The organism is Pedobacter roseus (assembly GCF_014395225.1).
Taxonomy (GTDB): domain Bacteria; phylum Bacteroidota; class Bacteroidia; order Sphingobacteriales; family Sphingobacteriaceae; genus Pedobacter; species Pedobacter roseus.
Genome location: NZ_CP060723.1, coordinates 2,402,764 through 2,426,213 on the forward strand (window position 1 = coordinate 2,402,764; position 23,450 = coordinate 2,426,213).

At 39.5% G+C, this 23,450-nt stretch carries 12 protein-coding genes; 11 read left to right on the top strand and 1 reads right to left on the bottom strand.

All coding sequences use genetic code 11. The annotated features are described in order from the left end of the window. The first annotated feature begins 64 nt into the window (after positions 1 to 64). From H9L23_RS10120 to H9L23_RS10150, 7 genes are all read left to right on the top strand, one after another. Positions 65 to 2,800, top strand: a complete 2,736-nt coding sequence (locus H9L23_RS10120) for an alpha-d-galacturonidase (RefSeq protein WP_187594845.1) — start codon at positions 65 to 67, stop codon at positions 2,798 to 2,800. Next, on the top strand, positions 2,800 to 4,353 hold the full coding sequence (locus H9L23_RS10125) for an MGH1-like glycoside hydrolase domain-containing protein (protein ID WP_187594846.1): 1,554 nt from the start codon (positions 2,800 to 2,802) through the stop codon (positions 4,351 to 4,353). The genes H9L23_RS10120 and H9L23_RS10125 overlap by 1 nt, the downstream gene beginning before the upstream one ends. Positions 4,354 to 4,549: 196 nt before the next feature. Further along, positions 4,550 to 6,127 carry a glycoside hydrolase family 28 protein gene (locus H9L23_RS10130; protein ID WP_187594847.1) on the top strand — a complete coding sequence of 526 codons (1,578 nt, stop codon included), beginning with the start codon at positions 4,550 to 4,552 and terminating at the stop codon, positions 6,125 to 6,127. A 1-nt stretch (position 6,128) separates the two neighbouring features. After that, positions 6,129 to 8,939: a glycoside hydrolase family 95 protein gene (locus tag H9L23_RS10135; protein ID WP_187594848.1), complete on the top strand. Its 2,811-nt coding sequence runs from the start codon at positions 6,129 to 6,131 to the stop codon at positions 8,937 to 8,939. Positions 8,940 to 9,190: 251 nt separating this feature from the next. Beyond that, positions 9,191 to 12,745 (top strand): malectin domain-containing carbohydrate-binding protein, encoded by a 3,555-nt coding sequence (locus tag H9L23_RS10140; RefSeq protein WP_246474901.1) that lies wholly within the window; start codon positions 9,191 to 9,193, stop codon positions 12,743 to 12,745. Positions 12,746 to 12,843: 98 nt separating this feature from the next. Then, complete coding sequence (locus H9L23_RS10145; RefSeq protein WP_187594849.1) at positions 12,844 to 14,412, top strand: sodium:solute symporter; 1,569 nt, start codon at positions 12,844 to 12,846, stop codon at positions 14,410 to 14,412. 59 nt (positions 14,413 to 14,471) lie between these two features. Then, the gene (locus H9L23_RS10150; RefSeq protein WP_187594850.1) at positions 14,472 to 15,404 is read left to right on the top strand and encodes a dihydrodipicolinate synthase family protein; all 933 of its coding nucleotides are present in this window, start codon (positions 14,472 to 14,474) and stop codon (positions 15,402 to 15,404) included. 52 nt (positions 15,405 to 15,456) lie between these two features. On the opposite strand, the gene H9L23_RS10155 is transcribed toward H9L23_RS10150, so the two are convergent. Next, positions 15,457 to 16,326, bottom strand: a complete 870-nt coding sequence (locus H9L23_RS10155; protein WP_025143623.1) for an AraC family transcriptional regulator — start codon at positions 16,324 to 16,326, stop codon at positions 15,457 to 15,459. A gap of 388 nt (positions 16,327 to 16,714) precedes the next feature. On the opposite strand from H9L23_RS10155, the gene H9L23_RS10160 reads away from it, so the two are divergent. The 4 genes from H9L23_RS10160 to H9L23_RS10175 are packed head-to-tail and all read left to right on the top strand — an operon-like array spanning position 16,715 to position 23,379. Further along, on the top strand, positions 16,715 to 17,383 hold the full coding sequence (locus tag H9L23_RS10160; protein WP_187594851.1) for a DUF3826 domain-containing protein: 669 nt from the start codon (positions 16,715 to 16,717) through the stop codon (positions 17,381 to 17,383). Positions 17,384 to 17,419: 36 nt separating this feature from the next. Next, positions 17,420 to 20,551 carry a SusC/RagA family TonB-linked outer membrane protein gene (locus tag H9L23_RS10165; protein ID WP_187594852.1) on the top strand — a complete coding sequence of 1,044 codons (3,132 nt, stop codon included), beginning with the start codon at positions 17,420 to 17,422 and terminating at the stop codon, positions 20,549 to 20,551. Positions 20,552 to 20,577: 26 nt separating this feature from the next. Next, a complete protein-coding gene (locus H9L23_RS10170) occupies positions 20,578 to 22,413 on the top strand; it encodes a RagB/SusD family nutrient uptake outer membrane protein (RefSeq protein ID WP_187594853.1) in 1,836 nt (611 codons plus the stop codon). A 30-nt stretch (positions 22,414 to 22,443) separates the two neighbouring features. After that, positions 22,444 to 23,379, top strand: coding sequence for a hypothetical protein (locus H9L23_RS10175; RefSeq protein WP_187594854.1), 936 nt, complete (start codon positions 22,444 to 22,446; stop codon positions 23,377 to 23,379). Positions 23,380 to 23,450: the final 71 nt, after the last annotated feature.

Below are 23,450 nucleotides of genomic sequence, written 5' to 3' on the forward strand. Positions count from 1 at the left end.
AATATTTTAACCAAATATCACATTTCATCTTTCTGTAATAGGAGAGTTGTAAGCCCCAAATTGAATGAGAAATTTTCTGATTTTTATTTCCTGTTATTTTCTATCGATACCATTATCTCATGCAACTTATCGTGCACAAAAAACAATTGTCGTTTCTACGGAGAACCATGTTCGGGTACGTTTTGGTGCAGAAAGAATTTCAAAAGCTTTAGCTAAATTAAACTATTCGATCAAAATCGAACAGAAAGACAAAATTGGTAGCATAGGTAATTTGATTGCTATTGGTGTATTTTCGGATAAACTTTTCGTCAATCATCTTCCTGCTGAAATTAAAAATAAGATATCCACTACAAAAAAAGAAGGCTTCCATATTTATACCTCAAAAAACGGTATAATTTATATTATCGGTAACGATGCATCGGGTGCTTTGTATGGCTGTATTGAACTAGCAGACCAAATTAATAGCTCTGGTAAATTACCTAAACAACTGTCTATTTCTGACCAGCCGGAAATGGTATTACGTGGCACATGTATCGGCTTGCAGAAACCTGATTATTTGCCAGGTCATGATGTTTATGAATATCCTTACACCCCGGAAACTTTTCCCTGGTTATACGACAAAGCCTTATGGATCAAATATCTCGATATGATGGTCGAGAACCGTTATAACTCGCTTTATTTATGGAACGGTCATCCCTTTTCTTCCCTATTGAGGTTAAAAGATTATCCTTATGCAGTGGAGGTAGATGATGCTACCTTAAAAAAGAACGAAGAAATTTTTCAGTTTTTAACCACAGAGGCTGATAAAAGGGGAATCTGGGTCATCCAGATGTTTTACAATATTATTATCCCAAAACCTTTTGCGGATAAATACGGATTAAAAACACAGGATAGAAACCGACCGATTATTCCTTTAATAGCTGATTATACCCGAAAATCAATTGCGTCATTTGTAGAGAAATATCCAAATGTGGGTTTAATGGTGGCTTTGGGTGAAGCGATGGAAGGCGTTGGTCAGGATGATATTAATTGGTTTACCAAAACTATTATCCCAGGGGTAAAAGACGGATTAAAAGCTGCCGGGATTAAGGAAGAGCCTCCGATTGTATTGCGTGCACACGATACCGATGCGCCTAGCGTAATGAAAGCCGCATTGCCACTTTATCATAATCTATATACTGAAAATAAGTTTAACGGAGAGGCCTTAACCACTTATACACCCCGCGGTGCCTGGGCCGATTTAAACAGAAAGCTGGCGGCTATTGGAACAGTTAATATTTCTAATGTGCACATTTTGGCTAATTTAGAGCCATTTAGGTATGGTTCGGCTGATTTTATCCAGAAATCGGTTCAGGCGATGAATAAAATTTATGGAGCAAAAGGATTGCATTTATACCCACAGGCAAGTTATTGGGACTGGCCATATTCGGCTGATGAAGTAACAGGAAGATTATTAGAGATAGACCGGGACTGGATCTGGTATAAAGAGTGGGCGAGGTATTCCTGGAATTCGCAGCGCGACCGCAAACAGGAAATCAATTATTGGGGTAATGAGCTGGCTGATAAATATGGTACCAACTTAATGGGTGGCAAAGCTATTTTGAATGCTTATGAAGAATCGGGAGAGATATCGCCAAAACTTTTACGCAGATACGGCATTACCGATGGTAACCGGCAAACGCTGACTTTGGGCATGCTTATGACACAATTGATTAACCCATATCGTTACGGACTCTTTACTTTACTATACGAATCGGAAGCCCCTGAAGGTGAAATGATTATCGATTATGCAGAGAAAGAATGGAAAAAGCAGGGGCATATTGGCGAAACACCTGTTCAGGTGGCAAAAGAAGTGGTAGAACACGGTAAAAAAGCCATCCAATCGATTAACGAGGCTGCTTCAAATGTAAAAAAAGATACAGCAGAATTTAAAAGGCTTAGAAATGATATATATTGCTACGATGCCATGGCTAATTTTTATGCAGAGAAAGTAAAAGCAGCCCTTTGGATATTGCGGTATAAATATTCTAACCAGGTAAGCGATTTAGAACAAGCTTTGCCATTTTTGCAAAAAAGCGTGAATCACTACGCAGAGCTGGTTAAATTAACTGATCATAATTATCTGTATGCCAATAGTATGCAAACTAAACAACGTAAAATACCGATGCGTGGTGTAGACAAAACTTTTATCCATTGGAGAGAAATGTTGCCCGTATTTACCAAAGAATTGAATCATTTTAAAAGGAGCATTGATTCTTTAAAATCAATAAAAGATGGAACCATTTCCGCAATTATACCCTATAAAATGGCTGATGTTAAGGTACTAAACGAAGCTGAGGGTTATACCATTGCCAAAGATGCCTCGCTTTTTACGGATACAACAGTTAAAATAAAAGAAGTGGCTGAACAATTAAGTGGTTTAAGGGGCATTAAATTGAGTAAAGCACAACAAATTAAAAATGGGACAGAAATTAAGTTTAGCACCAATTCTCCTGTAAAATTACTGGTTGGCTTTTTTAACCAGAAAGATCCGCAATACCTGGCTCCGCCACAATTGGAAACCGATGCAAGTGCCAATAATTACGGTCAATCCGAAATTAAAATATCAAATGCGTTGGTGCCTTATGGCTTTCCACCGGTAAATGTACACGCGTATGCTTTTCCGGCAGGAACACATACTTTAAATTTAGGAAAAGGGGCTTGTTTGCTTTTAGGTTTTATTGATGATAAACAGGAACTGCGCATTTTTAATGCAGGTTTAGATGGCAGGGGAAAAGATATAGACTGGTTATTCGAATAATGATAAATACAAGAAACTTTATAGCCACAGCAACATTGTCGATATTGACAATTACTGGCTTTGCGCAACAAAAACCTATACTGGGAACTGAAAAATTGAAGAAATATGTCGAATATTTTAATTCGATAGATACGGAAGCGGTAAAGAATTATATTCCAAATAGCGAGGCTTTTAAATGGCTTTCTGATCAGGCCCCTTTATTTGAATGCCCCGATTCGATATTGGAACAAAATTATTATTACCGCTGGTGGACTTACCGTAAACACCTGGTTAAAACGCCTGAGGGTTTCATATTTACCGAGTTTATTGAACCAGTTAAACATGCTGGCAAATACAATTCGATTAGCTGCGCATTGGGTCACCACATTTACGAAGGCAGGTGGCTGAAAGACAACAGTTACCTGAAAGATTATATCAAATTCTGGCTCTACCATGCCAATGTGGGGCAAACGAAACAGCGTTTCCATCAATTTAGCAGCTGGGTGGATGATGCCGTGTATCAAAACTATCTGGTGAAACCGGATCAGGGATTTCTGAAAGAAATTTTGCCGGCATTAGATAAAGATTATGGTAAATGGGAATCGGAAAGACAGCTTAAAAACGGATTGTTTTGGCAAAATGATGTGAAAGATGGCATGGAGGAATCGATCAGTGGTTCACGTAGAGACCAGAATCAACGTCCAACCATTAACAGTTATATGTATGGAAATGCCATTGCTTTAAATAAAATATCAACACTTTTAGGTGAAACAGCAATGGCAGATAAGTATAAAAACAAAGCAACTGCAATAAAAAAATTGGTTCAGGATAGTTTATGGAATACTTCTGCGTCGTTTTTTGAAACGAGAAAAGCCAAAGGCGGCTCAGCTGATGTACGGGAAGCAATCGGTTTTACACCCTGGGATTTTAACTTGCCCGACGATAATACCAATTATGCAAAAGCATGGGACCAGTTATTGGATACAGCCGGATTTAAAGCGCCATGGGGCTTAACCACAGCCGAAAGGAGAAATCCAACTTTTAGGACCAGAGGAACCGGGCATAGCTGCGAATGGGATGGAGCACTTTGGCCTTTTGCCAGCTCGCAAACGTTAAAAGGATTGGCAAATCTGTTAACAAATTATAAAAAACATGGTAAAATGAATGCAAATATCTTTTATCAGGAATTGCATCAATATGCAGCTTCCCATGTCAAAAATGGAAAACCATACATTGGGGAGTATCAGGATGAAAAAACCGGAGAATGGTTAAAAGGCGATAATCCACGAAGCAGTTTTTACAATCACTCTACCTTTAACGATTTAATTATCAATGATTTAATTGGCATAAAACCAAGTCAGGATAATATATTAGAGGTTTACCCATTAATCCCTAAAAATCAATGGGACTGGTTTATACTGGATAATGTTTCCTATCATGGAAAAATTTTGACGATTTTGTGGGATAAAACCGGAACAAAATATAAAAGGGGTAAGGGGTTATTGGTGTTTGTTGATGGCAAAGAAATTTATAAAGGCAAAGATTTGAAGCCTTTGAAGGTTAGGATGGATTAAATCAGTTATCCTCGGTCTGTGTCCCAAAGACCGAAATTAAAAATTTATTGGTTCGTGGAGACACGAACCAAGGCGTATAGAAAAGCGATAAAATCGCTGATCTCATTCATCCTCATTACAAACGAGGACGAGGATTTTACGAATAAATTAAATGCCTCGGTTCGTGTCTCCACGAACCGAACTATAATAAAAAACAATGAAATATATTTTCAAAACCTTACTTTTTGTACTTGCAGTAACTACTTGTTTAACCGTTAAAGCCCAATCTTATTATAACGTAATCAAATATGGTGCAAAAAACGACAGCAGTAAATTGGCCACAACCGCCATCAAAAATGCAATAGAAGCCGCATCAAAAGCGGGTGGAGGCACCGTTTATTTTCCTGCAGGAAAATATTTAACTGGGGCAATTCACTTAAAAAGTAACATCACCATTTTGATTGATGCCGGTGCCGAATTGCACTTTAGCGATAATTTTGATGATTATCTGCCTATGGTGAAAAGCCGCTATGAGGGCGTAGACGTAACTAGTTTTTCACCGTTATTTTATGCCTACAAGGCAGAAAATATTTCGATTATTGGTCGCGGAATTATCGATGGACATGGCAAAAAGTGGTGGGATTTTGTAGAAGGTTATAAAGAAGGTCAACCACGATCGAAGTGGCAGACCACTTTTGATGGTTTAAATAAGGATATCGTTTTACCTGACGATCCAAAACAGATGAAAAGAGGTTTTCTCCGTCCGCCGTTTATACAACCGATGTTCTGCAAAAATGTATTGATTGATGGAATAACCATCCGCAATTCACCTTTTTGGACAATCAATCCTGAGTTTTGTGAAAATGTTAAAGTCCATGCGGTTACCATTAACAATCCTCATTCGCCCAATACAGACGGTATCAATCCTGAATCCTGTAAAAATGTGCACATTTCTGATTGCCACATCAGTGTGGGCGACGACTGCATCACCATTAAATCAGGTAAAGATGCACCCGGAAGAAAAATGGCCATTCCGGCAGAAAACTATGTAATTACAAATTGTACGATGTTATCAGGTCATGGTGGAGTGGTTATTGGCAGCGAAATGTCGGGCGATGTGCGAAAAATAGCCATCTCTAATTGCGTTTTCGACGGAACAGATAGGGGAATCCGCATTAAAACTGCCCGTGGCAGGGGCGGAGTGGTTGAAGAGATCAGGGTGAGCAACATCATCATGAAAAACATTAAAGATCAAGCCATTGTATTGGATATGCAGTATGCTAAAACAAATGTAGAACCTGTTTCAGAGCGGACACCTATTTTTAGAAATATCCATTTCAGCAATATTACCGGTCAGGTTAACCAGGCAGGTTATCTAAATGGTTTGGAAGAGATGCCTATCGATAATATTACTTTCAACGACATCAATATGGAAGCTAAAACCGGTTTTTCTATTCAAAATTCTAGTAATATTGAGTTTCATAACGTAACCGTAAATACAGAATTGGGACCATCTTTAAAAGCTTCTAAAGTGAACAATTTGATTGTTGATGGATTGAAAAGCAATAAACCACTGGCAAATTCAGCAGTAATCGATCTTACAAATGTATCCGATCTGTTTTTGTACAATGCTTTTCCTGTAAAAGAAACGGTTACGTATTTGAAATTAAGCGGAGCGGAAACCAAAAACATATACCTTGGGAATAATAATTTCAGAAGGGTTAGGCAAGCCGTTAAAAAGGAAAAAGAAGTAACAGCAAGCCTCGAAATTATTTCGGGCGATAAAGGACAGTAACATGAAGTTTAAACTTTTATTAGGCATTTTATCTTTGATATTAGTCGCACATAGCGGCAGTTTTGCACAACAAAACAACCATACTTTATGGTACACCAAAGCCGCAGAAAAATGGACAGATGCTTTACCCATCGGAAACGGCAGATTAGGCGCTATGATTTTCGCCGGAACGGCTGTAGATCATATCCAGTTTAACGAAGAAACCGTTTGGACGGGTCAACCAAGGGATTATAACCGAAAAGGTGCATATCAATATCTTCCTGAAATTAGAAAATTGCTTTTCGAGGGCAAACAAAAAGAAGCTGAAGCGTTGGCACAGGAGCAATTTATGGGATTGCAAAGCAGTCAGGGCGACCGAAAAGTTTGGGTAAATGAAATGAAAGCCGGAAAAGGTATTCAGGGAAACCCCGCAATGGCTAATTTTGATGATAAACTTTGGAAAACGATAAAAGTACCTTCTTATGAGGGGTGGGAAGCCGTTGGTTTGGCAAATTTAGATGGTGCAGTTTGGTTTAGAACAACTTTTGATGTTCCGGAAAATTGGATTGGAAAAGATCTGATCTTAGATCTTAACCGCATCCGCGACCAGGATTTTACTTATATCAATGGCCAGCTAGCTGGGAATACCGATAATACGGAGCCTAGAAAATATACAATACCTGCAAAGTTGATTAAAAAAGGCAGAAATGTGATCGCTATACAGGTGCTCAACTATTTCGATAAAGGCGGGCTGGCAGGTTATAAAGATACTTCAAAAAAAATCGGCATTTATCCTGTTGGAAGCAGCGTAGAGCAAGGCATTTCCCTGGTTAAAGAATGGAAGTATAAAATTCAGGATGAAGATCCACCTGCCGTTCCTCAATATCAGGGTAGTTATCAGCCTTTTGGAGATCTTAACCTGTATTTCAAACAGACCAAATCTATTGTTACCAATTACAAAAGATCTTTGGATATCAGTACCGCCATTGCAAAAACCACTTATACTTTAAATGGCGTAAATTATCAGCGTGAGTATTTTGCGAGTCAGCCAAACCAGGCCATTATAATCCATTTAACGGCCGATAAAAAGGCATCCATCAGTTTCGATGCAGAACTTTCCAGCGCTCACCGAAAATCATCAGTAAAAGCTTTAGGAAATAATGTAATTGCCTTATCCATTCAGGTAAAAGATGGTGCGATTAAGGGAGAAAGCCGGTTAACAGCTTTAATTAAAAATGGATCGGTGAAGGCGATTAATGGCAAAATCAGCATCAATCAGGCCGATGAAGTAACACTTTATTTAACTGGCGGAACCAATTTTATCAATGCACAGGATGTTTCAGGGAACCCTGCAACGGCCAATATTAAAGCACTCCATAATTTAAAAGGTAAAGCGTACACGGAAATTAAGCAGAACCACATTAAGGAATACCAAACTTATTATAACAACTTTAGCGTTGATTTTGGCACATCGGAGAATGAAAAACTACCGACAGATGAAAGGTTGGAAAAATTCGCAAGCGCTAATGATCCTGCTTTTGCTGCTCTATACATGCAATACGGACGGTATTTATTGATTTCGAGTTCAAGGCCGGGAACACAGCCTGCTAATCTTCAAGGCATTTGGAACGACCTGCTCACACCACCCTGGGGAAGCAAGTACACCACCAATATTAACCTCGAAATGAATTACTGGCCGACTGAAATCCTTAATTTATCAGCCTTAAACGAACCACTTTTTAGTAAAATTAAAGGATTATCCAAAACTGGTGCCGAAACGGCAAAAGCATATTATAATGCCCGTGGCTGGGTTTTACACCATAATACCGATTTGTGGAACGGTACAGCCCCGATTAATGCCTCTAATCATGGTATCTGGGTTAGTGGTGGAGGGTGGCTAAGTCAGCATTTGTGGGAACATTACCAATTTAGTAAAGACCGTAAATTCCTCGAAACCGAGGCTTATCCTTTGATGAAACAAGCTGCTTTGTTCTATGAAGACTTTTTAATTAAAGACCAAAAAACAGGCTGGTTAATCAGTACACCATCTAATTCACCAGAAAACGGCGGTTTAGTGGCCGGTCCGACGATGGATCACCAGATTATCAGATCGTTATTCAGAAATTGTATAACTGCTGCTGAGGTATTGAATGTGGATGAAGATTTTAGGAAATCCTTAACAGAGAAGGTAAAACAATTCGCACCAAATCAGATCGGCAAATACGGACAGCTACAAGAGTGGCTGGAAGATAAGGATGATACGACCAACAAACACCGTCACGTTTCTCATTTATGGGGTGTTTATCCCGGAAATGACATTACCTGGGATAACAATGAAAAAATGATGCAGGCCGCAAAACAGTCTTTATTGTATCGCGGTGATGACGCTACCGGCTGGAGTTTAGCCTGGAAGATTAATTTCTGGGCCAGATTTAAAGATGGTGATCATGCCATGAAACTGGTAAAAATGTTAATGAAACCAGCTAATAATGGAGCTGGTTCTTATGTTAATCTCTTTGATGCTCACCCACCTTTCCAGATTGATGGAAACTTTGGCGGTTCAGCCGGAATTGCCGAAATGATTGTGCAAAGCCATCAAGGTTATCTGGATATTTTACCTGCTTTGCCAGCAGCTATTCCAAATGGTGAGATTAAAGGTTTAAAGGCACGTGGTGGATTTGAACTGGATTTGACATGGAAAAACGGCTTATTGACCTCAATTACTATAAAATCTAAAACAGGAGGAGATTGTAAAGTCCGTTATAAAAACAACAATATAAGTTTTGAAACTAAAATTGGTCAAACTTATAAATTGAATGGAGATTTGAAATGACAAGAGAGTTTAAAGGCATTTTAAAAAGTATTTTGAACGCGATGAGGTCCGTGGGGACACGTACCTCGGCTATAGGGATTTTAAAAAGTATTTTGAACGTAATGAGGTTCGTGGGGACACGTACCTCGGCTATAGGTATTTTAAAAAGTGTTTTGAACGTAATGAGGTCCGTGGGGACACATACCTCGGCTAGAGGGACTATGGCCTTCAAGAATTCCAAACGCCTTAGTCTTTGTTTCCACAGACGAAAATTGAAACATTTCACGCGCCATGGTTCGTGTCTCCACGAACCAATAACATACTCAAATCTTACACGGACACTTTTACTATCTTTTTGCGTTATTTTCTTAATAGGGATCAATTTCGTTCATGCCCAAAGTTCAACCAGAAAAGATATCTCATTAAATGCCAATTGGTTTACCATAGCGGATGAGGAAAACAAAAATGCTTTTGATGGTTTTCAGTCGGCCGGCTATAACACCTTAAACTGGAAAAATATTAATGTTCCACATAACTGGGACCAATACGAGGGTTACCAACGCAAACTTCATGGCAATAAACATGGTTATGCCTGGTATCGAAAAACATTCAAAACTAATGAAATTAAACCCGGAAAAAGGTTCTTTTTATACTTTGAGGGCGTTGGTTCTTATGCCACGATCTGGTTAAACGGTAAAAAGGTTGGCTACCATGCAGGCGGACGAACAACTTTTACTTTGGATGTTACTGTTGCCATAAAATTGAATAATCAGGAGAATATTTTAGCAGTTCGGGCTGATCATCCCGCAAATATCCAGGATTTACCCTGGGTTGATGGCGGTTGCTCTACCGAACGCGGTTTTTCAGAAGGTTCGCAGCCCATGGGGATTTTCCGTCCGGTGCATTTAATTGTGACCAATGATATCCGTGTTGAACCATTTGGCATTCACATCTGGAACGACAATAAAATTTCAGAAAAAGCCGCAGTATTAAACCTGATTACAAGCATTAAAAACTATGGTTTAAAACCTAAAAATGTATCTGTAATTAACCGATTGCTTGATTCAAGCGGAAAGCAGGTTAAAGAAATCAAAAAAACACTGATTGTTCCGCCAGGTAAAGAAATCGAAATTGATCAGCAAACCGATAAAATCATCAATCCAAAACTTTGGTCTTTGGAAAATCCATATCTCTATGTTGTGCAGACGATTATCGTTGAAAATGGAAAAATTGTTGATGAATTGAAAACACCTTATGGCATCCGCTGGATCAGCTGGCCATCCGATAGTGATCCTATTGGCAATCAGGCCAATCAAAAACAGTTTTTATTAAACGGAAAGCCAGTTTTTATTAACGGAATAGCAGAATATGAGCATTTAATCGGGCAGAGCCATGCTTTTAGTAACGAGCAGATCAGGTCGAGGGTGATGCAGGTTAAAGCAGCAGGTTTCAATGCTTTCCGCGATGCACATCAGCCACATCATTTATTGTATTCTGATTATTGGGACAAGGAAGGGATTTTATGCTGGACACAAATGGCAGCACACATTTGGTACGATACGCCCGAATTCAGGAAGAATTTTAAAATACTTTTAACGGACTGGGTAAAGGAAAGAAGGAACAGTCCTGCGGTAGTGTTATGGGGATTGGAAAACGAAAGTACCCTGCCCGAAAATTTCGCAAAAGAATGTACCGAACTCATCCGTAAACTGGATCCAACAGCTTCTTCACAAAGAAAAGTAACCACTTGTAATGGCGGCAAAGGAACCGATTGGGATGTGCCACAAAACTGGACGGGTACTTATGGCGGCAATCCTTTAACCTATGGCGAAGATTTGAAAAGACAGGTTTTGGTAGGCGAATATGGCGCCTGGAGAACAATTGATCTTCACAATACTGATGCCAATGGAAAAGGGTACACGGAGAACAAAATGACCGACCTGATGGAAACAAAAGTGCGCCTGGCCGAATCGGTAAAAGATAAAACTGCTGGTCATTTTTTCTGGCTTTATAGCTCACATGATAATCCGGGAAGGGTACAGGGTGGCGAGGGGTTAAGAGATCTGGATCGGATTGGTCCTGTAAATTACAAAGGCATGTTTACCCCTTGGGAAGAACCAACAGATGTTTTTTACATGTTCAGGGCAAATTATGCACCAAAACAAACGGAAGCTATGGTATATATCGTTTCGCACACCTGGCCAAACCGCTGGACAAAACCCGGCATTAAAGATAGTGTTGTGGTATATTCTAACTGTGATGAAGTAGAACTTTTTAATGATGTAAACGGACAATCTTTAGGCAAGAAAAAGCGCGGCCAGATTGGTACGCATTTCCAGTGGAACAAGCCCGAAATTAACTACAATGTACTTTATGCGGTAGGTTATGTAAATGGAAAAGCGGTTGCAAAAGATCTAGTAGTTTTGCAGAATTTACCTCAAAGTCCAAATTTTAACACATTAATTTCAGAGGGAAAACTTACTGTTCCCATGAAGGGTTATCATTATGTGTACCGCATCAACTGTGGAGGAGGCGATTATACCGATGTGAACGGCAATCAATGGTCGGCCGACCGGAATTTAACTTCGGCTGATAATTTTGGATCTACCTCATGGACGGCTAATTTTCCAGGTGTGCCCGATTTTTTCGCCAGTCAACGCCGTACTTTTCAACCTATTAGTGGCACTAAAGATTGGAAGCTTTTTCAAACCTTCAGATATGGTAGAGATCAGCTAAAATACCACTTCCCATTGCCTGATGGGGAATATTTGATTGAACTTTATTTCATTGAACCCTGGCTGGGAATTGGTGGCGGTTTTGATGCCAAAGCCATGCGTTTATTTGATGTGGCCTTTAATGGAAAAACGGTTCTTAAAGATTTGGATATCTGGAGAGAAACCGGCAGCAATACATTATTGAAGAAAACTATCAAAACTTCAATCAAAGGTGGCTTTTTGGATATTAATTTCCCTGAGGTAAAAGTGGGTCAGGCGGTTATTTCGGGTATTGCCATAGCCAGTTTAAACCAAAATATTAAACCTGCACCAGAAAGTAATTCGCTCTTAACCAAGATCAAAAATTCCGAATTAAATAGCTGGCTGGACATTGGAGACGAGCAATTTAAAGGAGAAAAATCAGCATTTACCGATTTGCCTTCAAATTTATATGGCGCAGAATGGCTAAAAACCTCACGCGGTCAAGAAAGCATCGAATTTACCGCTACTGATAGTGTTGATGTCTTTGTTGCACTCAATAAAACCAGCAGCGTTCCGCAGGGATTTGAAAATACCAAAAGCACTTTGAGCAACAGCCGGGATGAAACGTTTGATATTTATCGCAAAAGACTTATTCCCAACGAAAGAATCATATTTGATGGTAGGGTGGCCAGCGTTTTTGTATTGCCCATTACCCATTTACAACCTGCTTATGATTTAAAAACCACCACAAGTTACAAAGCCACTGATGGCATTTTAGCTGGGAAAGACATTACAAAAGCCGTATTGATGGATAAACAGCGCGTAATTTTTAATGCGGGTAACCAGGCTAGCCTCACCTGGAATATTTCAGTTGGCGTTGCAGATACCTATTCCTTAACTATTAAGTATCATAACCCATCTACTCAACCCTTGAAAGCCAAACTGGAGTTTTTATCGGCAGATGGAACACTAATGAAAACAGAAATAGCAGAATTTGCACCTACAAAAGAGGGGAAATGGAATTACCTGAACACCAATACCGGGAGCATGATTAATGCCGGAAGTTACAGCGTGCGCTTAACCGCCACAGAAACCAAAGGACTTGCAGTTGACGCTTTAGATGTTCAATAAGATAAGATGGTATAATATGTGGCCAAAATCTTATATTAATGATGATATTTAGGGATGCATATTTGTTTTAACCAAATTAATAAACGAGCCAACAAGTAATGAAAGGTCTTCCTGTATTCGATCTTGCGATCATCTTCATTTATCTTGTTGGGATGATATTAGTTGGGGTTTATTTTTCGCGAAAAAATAAAAACTCCGAGCAATTTACAAAAGCTTCGGGCCTGATTCCCGGATGGGCGATAGGTTTATCTATTTATGCAACATTTTTAAGCAGTAACACTTTTTTGGGCGTGCCCGGTAAATCTTTTGGGGGCAACTGGAATGCATTTGTATTCAGTATTTCGATGCCGTTGGCCGCATGGGTGGCTTCTAAATATTTCGTGCCATTTTACCGAAATACCGGAGAAATATCAGCTTATACCCATTTAGAAAAACGTTTTGGGGCATGGGCAAGGGTATATGCAGTTGTATGTTTTCTATTGACACAATTGGCCAGAATGGGATCGATATTTTTCGGGATCGCATTGAGCCTTCAGGCACTTACGGGTTATTCCATGCAGATGATTATGATCGTAATTGGTATCTGTATCATTGTCTACACCGTTTTAGGAGGAATTGAAGCGGTAATATGGACAGAAGTGGTACAGGCCATTGTGAAAACCCTGGGAGCACTGCTCATTTTGTACCTGATTATAACCAACATGCCGGGGGGTGTATCAAAGATTGTAGAAATTGGAAAATCTGCTGATAAATTTAGCCTCGGCAGTTTTAAATTCGATTTTGTCGGATCGTCGTTCTGGGTGGTTTTGCTTTATGGTTTTTTTATCAACCTGAACAATTTTGGAATGGACCAGAATTATATTCAGCGCTACCATACCGCATCATCAAGTAAAGCAGCTTCGAAATCAATATGGCTATGTGTTTGGTTATACATCCCGGCCTCATTGCTATTTTTCATTATAGGATCTTGCTTGTACGCTTACTATGAGGTTAATCCGGAATTGGTGCAGTCGATCAAACACCAGGTAGCTATTGAGCGCTTACCTTTACATGCTTCAGCAACAGAGGTGTTGAAAGTGCAGAATGCTTTGGTTCCATCAGATTATGGCGATAAAATAATGCCTCATTTTATGGTCACCAAGATCCCGGTAGGTTTGGTTGGACTGATTGTTTCGGCCATTTTATCTGCAGCCATGAGTACCATTAGTTCTGGGATGAACGCTTCGGCAACCGTGTTTTCGGTAGATATTTACAAAAGATATTTCAAACCCGGCATCACCGAGAAACAGAATTTATCGCTGCTGCATTTGGCTACCGTAGGATTTGGATTATTGGGTATGATTGCCGGGATTGCCATGATCGGTGTAAAAAGTATTTTAGATGTTTGGTGGGAATTATCAGGAATTTTTGCGGCTGGAATGCTGGGATTGTTTTTATTAGGCATCATCAGCAGGCAAAGCAAAAACCATGAAGCCATCACGGCAACCATTATCGGTATTGCTGTAATTATATGGATGACATTTTCTTCACTTCTTCCTCCAGAATATGAAGTTTTTAGAAATCCTTTACATAAAAACATGATTATCGTAATCGGTACTTTAACCATTTTTTTAACAGGACTTTTCCTGACAAAAATTAAAAACAAAAAGACAAAAACAGTCCACTAAGCTCATTCAGAGCTTTTCTGGTACAAAAAAACATAACACATTTACCATATCAAACTACAATGGAAAACTCACAAAAAGGGTTCATCCCGGTTATGCTCACGCCATTTTTGAGCAATGGGAATATCGATTATCCTGCTTTAACACAACTTACTGAGATTTATTTACAGGCAGGAGCTTCAGGTTTGTTTGCCAATTGCCTCTCGAGCGAAATGTTCGAATTAAGTGATAAAGAAAGAATCCAGGCCATAAAACATGTGATAAAGGTGGCAAATGGCGCAGTACCTGTTGTAGCCACCGGAACCTTTGGTGGTGAAATTGCCAAACAAGCCGATTTTATAAAGGAGGTTAGCGATGCAGGCGTAGAAGCTGTAATTGCAATTACCAGTTTATTGGCCAATGAAGGGGATAGCGATGAAATATTTAACGACCGCGTGTTCGATCTGCTGCATCAAACGGATGAAATTCCGATGGGTTTTTACGAATGCCCTGTACCCTACAAAAGAGTATTAAAGCCACAGCAACTGGCCGATTTTGTCGCTACAGGAAGGGTAATTTACCATAAAGATACCAGCCTTGATCTTAATCAGATAAAAGAAAAACTTAAACTCACCGAAGGTTATGCCTTTGGTTTATACGATGCCTACATGGTTCACGCAGTTGATTCGCTAAAAGCAGGTGCTTCAGGGTTATCCTGTATTCAGGGCAATTATTTTCCGGAGTTAATTGTTTGGTTATGTGATCATTATAATGATGAATCGCTTAATGATGAGGTACAGGCCGTGCAACAGTTTTTGATCGATAACATGGAGGTGATGCATCATGTTTATCCGGTAGTATCTAAATATTTTCTGCAAAAACGGGGTTTAAACATTTCTACTTTTACACGAAGAAATGTGGGTGCATTTACCACAAGCGAAGAGAAAGGAATGGAAACCTTGTTTGATGATTATACTTCGTTACGTAATAATCTGAATATTAAGGTTTTTATATGATATTCTTCAAACCCCGCAGGTTTTAAAAACCTGCGAGGTTTGTAATTCTAGCTTAATTCAAATACTTCCTTTTATAGTCCAATGGCGTCATTCCCGTTACCTTTTTAAAGTGGCGATAAAAATTAGATACATTATTGAAGCCGCAATCAAAACAAATCATCTCGGTAGGTAACTTATTCTCAATCAGGAAACGGCAGGCGTGGCTCACCCTGATCTCAATCAGAAAATCATAGAAAGTCTTTTTAGTCATCAGTTTAAAATAACGGCAGAAAGAAGTCACACTTAAATTACTTAACGATGCCACTTCCTCTAAGGTGATGTCCTTTTTATAGTTGCTGAGGGTATAATTGCAAATTTTATTGATGCGTAAAGTTTCCGATTCATTCGATTGATAAAAAGTATTTTTACTGGTTACAATGGTCGAATATTCATCCGTTTCTGCCAGTGTTTTTAGTATGGAGAGTAAAATAATAATGCGGTCTAAATTCGTAGCATCAACAGCAGCCCGCATTAAATCGACCAGTTTATCCTTGGCCTTACCTTTAATTACCATGCCACTTTTGGCTTTTTCGAACAATTTGGGGATCAGGTAAGCTTCGGGCAAAGTGAGCATATATTTACCTAAACAATCGGGCAAGAAATGGATCACCATGGCTTCCGTTGTGAGGTCGGGGTTGTTCTGAAAGTACTCATCTTTACAACGCCAGGTATGCGGGAGGTTTTCTCCCAAAAGTACCATCTCATCAGGCACAAAATTACTGATGTTGTCGCCAATAAATCGGACACCTTCACCTTTAATTACATAATGAAGTTCGAGTTCGGGATGATAATGCCAGATGTTTCCAAAATCGGGTTTAATGTCGTGACGGATACTAAAAGAACTTTGTAAAGTAATGGGAACTTTATGAAAATGGGGCTTCATCTTAGGGTTAAAATATTTGGTTAGCACCGCAACAATTAACTCAACTAAATTTGTGCAGCAGGCCTAAAGTTAAACAGTTAAATGATAATATCCTATATTAATTTGCTAAAAACCATTAGAAAATAGTGTTTTTCTATGTTGAGTTTTGTATAAAGCCCGATAGGCGTAACCAAATTACAAACCGACAAATTATTTTCCTATAAATTTTTTGTTTATTAATAAATTATGAGACTAGGGAAAATCACCAAAAATTCCACTAATTTAGGCTGGGTATTTAAACATCCTCATCATCGAAAATGGTGGTGGTGGACGGATCCCGTTTAAATTTTAATGCTTCAAAAAACCTCAAATTCCATTAAAAATATATTCAATTTAAAATATCAAATACATGAAATTATCCCTTTTGGCCTTTATGTTAACGTTCTCCGGCATGACAGCCATTTTTGCACAAACTAATGCCGCTGCTGATAAAGAAACCTATACCAAAATGATTACCGATCGTGCTGCTAAAATTGTGACCAATTTAGGCCTTACCGATGCCAGGAAAACAGAAAAAGTAACGGTAATTGTGCGCGATCAGTACAGCAATCTGAATGATATTTACGCGGCGCGTGATGCCAGGGTTAAAGAAATTAAAGAAAAAAACAAAGATAATAAGGTAGAACGCGACTCGGCACTGGCTAAAGATGGCCGCATTGTAGAAACAGCTTTAAATAAACTGCATAAAAAATACATCAGCAAACTTTCTGCGCAACTAACTAATGAGCAGGTAGAACTGGTAAAAAACGGCATGACTTATAATGTATTGCCCATCACTTATAAAGCTTATCAGGAAGAAATTTTAACGCTGACCGAAGATCAGAAAAAACAGATCCTAATCTGGTTAACCGAAGCGCGGGAGCATGCCATGGATGCAGAATCATCTGATAAAAAACATGCCTGGTTCGGCAAATACAAAGGCCGCATTAATAATTACTTATCAGCAGCAGGCTACGACCTTAAAAAGGAAGGCATAGAATGGGAGAAAAGGCGAAAGGCCAGGGCTGAAGCCAATTAAAATCAGAAAAAAACCAAACTAACCAAATAAACTATTATGATCTTTAAAACTTTACGAAAAACCCCATGGGTTTTAATGCTGCTGCTTTGTGCTTTTACAAGCGTTTTTGCCCAACAAAAACAGATAAAAGGTAAGGTGGTGGATAAAAAAGACGGGCAACCCATACCCGGAGTCAGCGTTGGTATCCGTGGAAAAACCAACAATGTGAGTACCAACGATAAAGGTGAATTTGCCCTGGTTGCCGATCCGGCCAGCGATGTACTCGTATTTACTTATGTGGGTTATGTTCGACAGGTGGTTACCCTGTCTGGCAAATCAACTTTAGAAATCAGCCTGGCTGAAGACACTAATGGCCTTGATGATGTAATTGTGGTAGGCTATGGTACTAAAAAGAAATCAGAAATTTTAGGTTCTGTGGCCAATATTAAAGCCGAAGAAATTCAGGATCTTCCTGTTCCCAATATCGCAGCTGCTTTGCGTAACAAAATACAGGGCGTTGGCGTTAATACCGTTTCAGGTAAACCTGGTTCGTCCATCACTTTAAATATCCGTAATTCAACTGCTTCCGATCAATCAAAACTCTATGGCGTTACTTCCGAACCGCTTTATGTTATCGATGGAATTACAGTAACCCGCGATGAATTCGACAATATCGATATCTCTATGGTAGAAGATATTTCATTTTTGAAAGATGCTTCGGCAGCCATTTATGGTGCATCTGGTGCAAAAGGTGTTGTTTTAGTTACCACCAAAAGGGGAAAAGCAGGGAAACCTAAAATTAGCTATACCGGTTATGTTGGTTATCAGGATAATACCAGTGATGTGAAAATGCTCAGTGCTTATGATCATGCTACTTTACTGAATGATGCCAACAAAATTAAAAACGCCCCAACTTCATCCTTATTTTCAGACGCTGATCTGGAAGTTTTAAAAAACAATCCCAACAAGAGCTGGTTCGATGAGCTTTGGAAAGTAGCTTCAACCAACAGGCACAACATTAATATTTCTGGTGGTTCGAATGCCATTACCTTTTTTGCAGGCGGTAATTATTACAATGAAACCGGTAACTACGGAGGTATTACTTATAATAAATACGCTTTCCGTTCAGGTATGAATGCTAAGATTTTTCCGGGTTTAACTGCCGATGTAACTTTAAATACTGATTTTAACAAGAAAAACAGCGATACCTATAAAAATGGCGGGGAGAATGATCAGGCCTTTTTCCAACAGTTGATTACCACCCCAATGTGGGTACCTATACAGATTGATGGCAAACCCGTAAACTACAACGGAAACACCAACCCCTTAGCGGTTATCAATTCTGGCAATAACATTTACAGTAAATCGCAAGGTTTAAACATCAACGCATCATTAAACTATAGCCCTTCTTTTATTAAAGGTTTAACGGCAAGTGTACGTTTTGGTAAAAACAACAGGAGCGGGAGTAGTGGACAGTATATTCCGCCATATACCGTTTATAATTTCAAAATGACCGGTCAGAACGGATTGTTGTACACCAACGAGCCTACTACAGCCATTACCGCTGTTGGTTTGGCTAATACCATATTATTAAAAGGTAACGATATGGCCTCGAGCTATCAGGCAATTGGATCATTAAGCTACAACCGCCAGATCGGCAAACACTCCATCACCGCTTTAGCTGCTTTCGATCAGTCGGAGAACAATAGCGAATCGCTTTCCGTTTACTGGAGAAATCAGGTGTTACCTAATGTAAACCAATATTGGGGTTTTGACCAATCTACCTTCACCATGCAGGAAAACACTTTTGGTGAAGCCGTACAACGTTCATTCATTACCCGTTTCAGTTACGATTTTGACAAGAAATACCTATTGGAAGCTATAGGAAGATGGGATGCCTCATCAAATTTTGCTCCCGGTAATCGTTGGGGTTTATTTCCGAGTTTAGGTTTGGGCTGGGTAATTAGTCAGGAAAATTTCTTTAAAGAAAACGTAAAATTTGTAAGCAATTTAAAAGTGCGTGCCAATTATGGTATGGTAGGAGAAAGCCGGGTAGATGCCCGCTTATGGCAATCGCGTTATAAGGTAGATCCGAACGGTTATTCTTATAACGAATCGATGTATGGTGGTTTAAATCCATCAATTTTGCCAAACCCTGACATTACCTGGGAGAAAGCACGTACCATGAACTTAGGTTTGGATGCAGCCTTATTTAACAATAAACTGAACATTACCTACGAGTTTTATCACCGCTATTCTTATGATATGTTTGATAAAGGCAATAACGAAAACTTCCCGATGTATGCCGGGTTCGAAGCACCGATTGTAAATTATCAGCAAAGAACATCCTGGGGTCACGAAATTACATTGGGTTACCGCACCAAGCTGGGTAAAGATTTTGGCATATCAACCGATGTGATGTTCGGTTTTGGCAATAGCCGTATCGACAGGATGTTTTATAACCAGTTCCAGTTATGGGATACTACCTATCCGGATCTTAAATACCAGTTTGGCACCAATCCAAATGTATACAATACCTCAAACTACGGGCTGATTTCGAAAGGAATGTTAAGGACACAGGCCGATGTAGATGCTTTATTGAATAAATACCCTACCTATACCATTAACGGATCAGTACCGCAAGTGGGCTGGCTATACTATGAAGATGTTAACGGCGACGGAAAGATCACTGAAAAAGACCAGACGCTAATGTTCAAAAGCCTTAATTCTTTTGGTGTTGGTTTTAACGTTGGCCTTACCTATAAAGCCTTTAGTTTGAATACGAATTTTGTAACCCGTTTTGGCGGAAAAGCATTTTTTGATACCAAATCTAAAGCTCCGGCAAGCACAACAGTAAATGTTCCGGCTTATTGGAAAGATCACTGGACACCTGAAAACACCAATGCAGAGTTTCCACGTTTTGATGATCCTTCTATTGCTGCTGGTTGGAATTCGACCTTCTGGGCAAGAAGCGGCACCATGATCAGGATCAACAACATGACGCTGACCTATAAAATGCCGAGGAATTTCATGAATAAATTAGGCATTGCCGATTCTCGATTTGTATTAACGGGCAATAACCTGTGGACAATCATCAATCCTTTAGATTACAAAGATCCTTATTCATCAACCATTTACGATTACCCTACGCTCAGAACCATCTCAGTAGGATTAAATGTAAGCCTGTAATGTTGTATCACTCTAACCAAGCTAAAATGATTTTAAAAAATAAAACCACATTGCTGATCGGAATGATGGCGATGCTTATCTTATTCTCTACTTCCTGCAAAAAGGATTTTTTCGACCTCGAAGATAGAAACGGAATGGATTCACGGATTTGGGATAACGAAGGTTCTATCCAGTTTCTTTTAAATGATACCTACGATGTAACCATGCCCGATTTCCCTTACGAAATAACGGCCGATAATGTGATTTATGCCAGTGATGAAGATAAATTCTCTTCTTCAGAATCAATTATGCGTAAGGCCATTGGGGTAAACGGGGTTTTAACCTCAAATGACGTGAAATTTATTGCCACCAAATACCAGGGCAATAAGGGTGATAACCGTTATTTTGATATTGCCCGCTGCAATGTTGCCTTAAAAGAAATCCCGAAAGGAACTTTATCACAAATTTCGAAAAACAAGTTGCGCGGACAGTTTTTCGCGCTAAGGGCCATTACCTATTTCCAGTTGGTAAGGCTTTATGGTGGAGTGCCACTGGTGCTTGAAACACAGGATCCTGATAATTTAACGCTCACCGGGCGTGCAAAAGCATCGGCATGTTTCCAGGCCATCGTAAGCGATCTCGATTCGGCCATGAACCTGTTAAATGGAGTAACCTGGGTTGATGCTACCGAAAGGGGCAAATTTACCCGTCAGGCGGCAGCTGCATTAAAAGCAAGGGTTTTATTGTACTGGGCTAGTCCGCAGTTTAACCCCACCAATAATCCCGCACACCCATTCGATCAAAGCAGGTGGCAAAAAGCTTACGAAGCCAATAAAGAAGCTTACGATATCTGTAAAGCTGCCGGAGCATCGTTAATGCCAAATTATGCCGATATTTTCCTTAAAGAAGGAACGGCTAATCCTGAAGCCATTATTGTTCGTTCATATTCGGCCAAACTTTCTAAAAGAGGACAAAATGTAGAACAAAGAAGCAGACCTACAGAAGAAGGTGGCAATGCATCTGCTTTTACACCAACCTTACAATTGGTAAATGCCTACACCATGAAAGATGGTGTTCCGGTAGGGCAGGCCAGTTCTTTCACTTATGATCCGGTGGTATTTTGGGTAAACCGCGATCCCCGTTTAGATGCAAGCATTGCTTATAACGGAAGTCCGTGGAAATTAAGCGGCCTGGCTACCCGTAAACAATGGTGTTACAATGGTGGCATTACCGAAGCATCACCACAGGGTTTTTATTTAAAGAAATTTTGCGATCCTGATCTTGCTAAAGGTTCAGTAATTAATGCCAACGATTTTGGTGGAAACGGTTTAGACTGGGTAGAGCTCCGTTTTGCCGAAGTCATTATAAATTATGCCGAATGTGCCAACGAAATCGGCAATTTACAAGAAGCGAAAGACCTGATTAAACAGATCAGGATCAGGGCAGGGATACAACCGGGAACTAAAAACTATGGTTTAGACCTGGCTACTTCAAAAGAACTGATGCGCGACCTGATCATGAACGAACGTATGGTTGAGTTTTCTTTCGAGGGCAAACGCTCATTCGATCTAAGACGCACCCGCCGTTACCATTTATTGAGCGGCCAAATGCAGACTATTCAATGGACAGTGAAGACAACCGCATTGAAAACCGAATTAGAAGCTGTAGGTACCAATGGTATCCGTTTCAGGGAAAGCATTAACGTAAACGACCGCGCTACGTTTGATAAATATTTTGCTGCAACCAACGTAAATCAAGGGCCTAATGGTTTTGGGATATTGGATACCTACTATTTTTACGCCCTGCCGTCTACATTTATGAATTCGAGTCCATTGTTAGATCAAACCATAGGGTGGGACGGTGGAACATTCGATCCGTTGTAAACCAGTATTCATCAGTAAATAAAATTTAAAATGAAAAGAAATTTAAATATTGTTGGCCTGATCGTAATGGCAACAATCTTTTTTACAGCCTGTAAAAAAGAAACCACTAATATATTTAACATGTTCGAAGATGTAACGGTTACTTATGGCGCTAAAAGCCCTTATGCCGTAACCAGTTATAAAGATGTAAACGTAGGCGATAGTGTTTATTTAGAATACACCATCGAATCGCCGAAAACAGATATGTATGTGGCCTGTATTTTCGAAACCTCATCTGCCATCCCTACAAAAATTGCACTGGATGATACACAGCGCAAAAAAGCTACAGGTATCGTTAAGCTAAAAATGGACACAAGGGTGGGGTTAATCTCATACCGGATTTGGGCACTGGATAAAGGTGGCATTTACCTGGGCGATGGTTACAAAACCATTACTTTAAATGTGCTGCCCGATTATAAATATTGGTCATCAAGAGAGATATTTATTCCGGATACTGTTACCAAAGTAGCCAATTCTTTTATTTCTTTAACCAACGGACAACTTTACAGCTACACCAACGGTAAAGAAAACACCGACAAAATCGATCTTGGTATTTATCGTACGCCGGTAACTGCCAATGGTGTAAACGGTTATTTGTACAATACTTATGCTTTAGATGCCAATCCGATGCCATTTACCGCTTATGATATGAGCACATGGACAAATAAACGTGCAACCTTACTTGCTGCCCCAAAAACGGGACAAGCTTCGGCTTTCTTAAATTTAAGAACCGGTGCGCAGATTCTTACAGCAGGTAAAAGCGCAAAACCCACACTCAAATCTATTACTACGGGATTAATACCGGGCAGTTTATTTTATTTCTTAACGCCCGAAGGTAAATACGGCGCTTTCTATGTCAATTCCATCTCCAGCAACAATTCATCTCGGGGAGTTTTCTTAAATGTTGATGTGAAAATCCAGAATTAAAATATGAGGGTTTAGATAGACAATAATTTCACTTTTTGTTAAAAATCGAGGCAATTTAATTGTCTCGATTT

What these genes read in the sequence shown, in the direction of transcription:
- H9L23_RS10120 (WP_187594845.1), top strand. Translation starts at nt 65, where the DNA reads ATGAGAAATTTTCTGATTTTTATTTCCTGTTATTTTCTATCGATACCA.
- H9L23_RS10125 (WP_187594846.1), top strand. Translation starts at nt 2,800, where the DNA reads ATGATAAATACAAGAAACTTTATAGCCACAGCAACATTGTCGATATTG.
- H9L23_RS10130 (WP_187594847.1), top strand. Translation starts at nt 4,550, where the DNA reads ATGAAATATATTTTCAAAACCTTACTTTTTGTACTTGCAGTAACTACT.
- H9L23_RS10135 (WP_187594848.1), top strand. Translation starts at nt 6,129, where the DNA reads ATGAAGTTTAAACTTTTATTAGGCATTTTATCTTTGATATTAGTCGCA.
- H9L23_RS10145 (WP_187594849.1), top strand. Translation starts at nt 12,844, where the DNA reads ATGAAAGGTCTTCCTGTATTCGATCTTGCGATCATCTTCATTTATCTT.
- H9L23_RS10150 (WP_187594850.1), top strand. Translation starts at nt 14,472, where the DNA reads ATGGAAAACTCACAAAAAGGGTTCATCCCGGTTATGCTCACGCCATTT.
- H9L23_RS10155 (WP_025143623.1), bottom strand. Translation starts at nt 16,326, where the DNA reads ATGAAGCCCCATTTTCATAAAGTTCCCATTACTTTACAAAGTTCTTTT.
- H9L23_RS10160 (WP_187594851.1), top strand. Translation starts at nt 16,715, where the DNA reads ATGAAATTATCCCTTTTGGCCTTTATGTTAACGTTCTCCGGCATGACA.
- H9L23_RS10165 (WP_187594852.1), top strand. Translation starts at nt 17,420, where the DNA reads ATGATCTTTAAAACTTTACGAAAAACCCCATGGGTTTTAATGCTGCTG.
- H9L23_RS10170 (WP_187594853.1), top strand. Translation starts at nt 20,578, where the DNA reads ATGATTTTAAAAAATAAAACCACATTGCTGATCGGAATGATGGCGATG.
- H9L23_RS10175 (WP_187594854.1), top strand. Translation starts at nt 22,444, where the DNA reads ATGAAAAGAAATTTAAATATTGTTGGCCTGATCGTAATGGCAACAATC.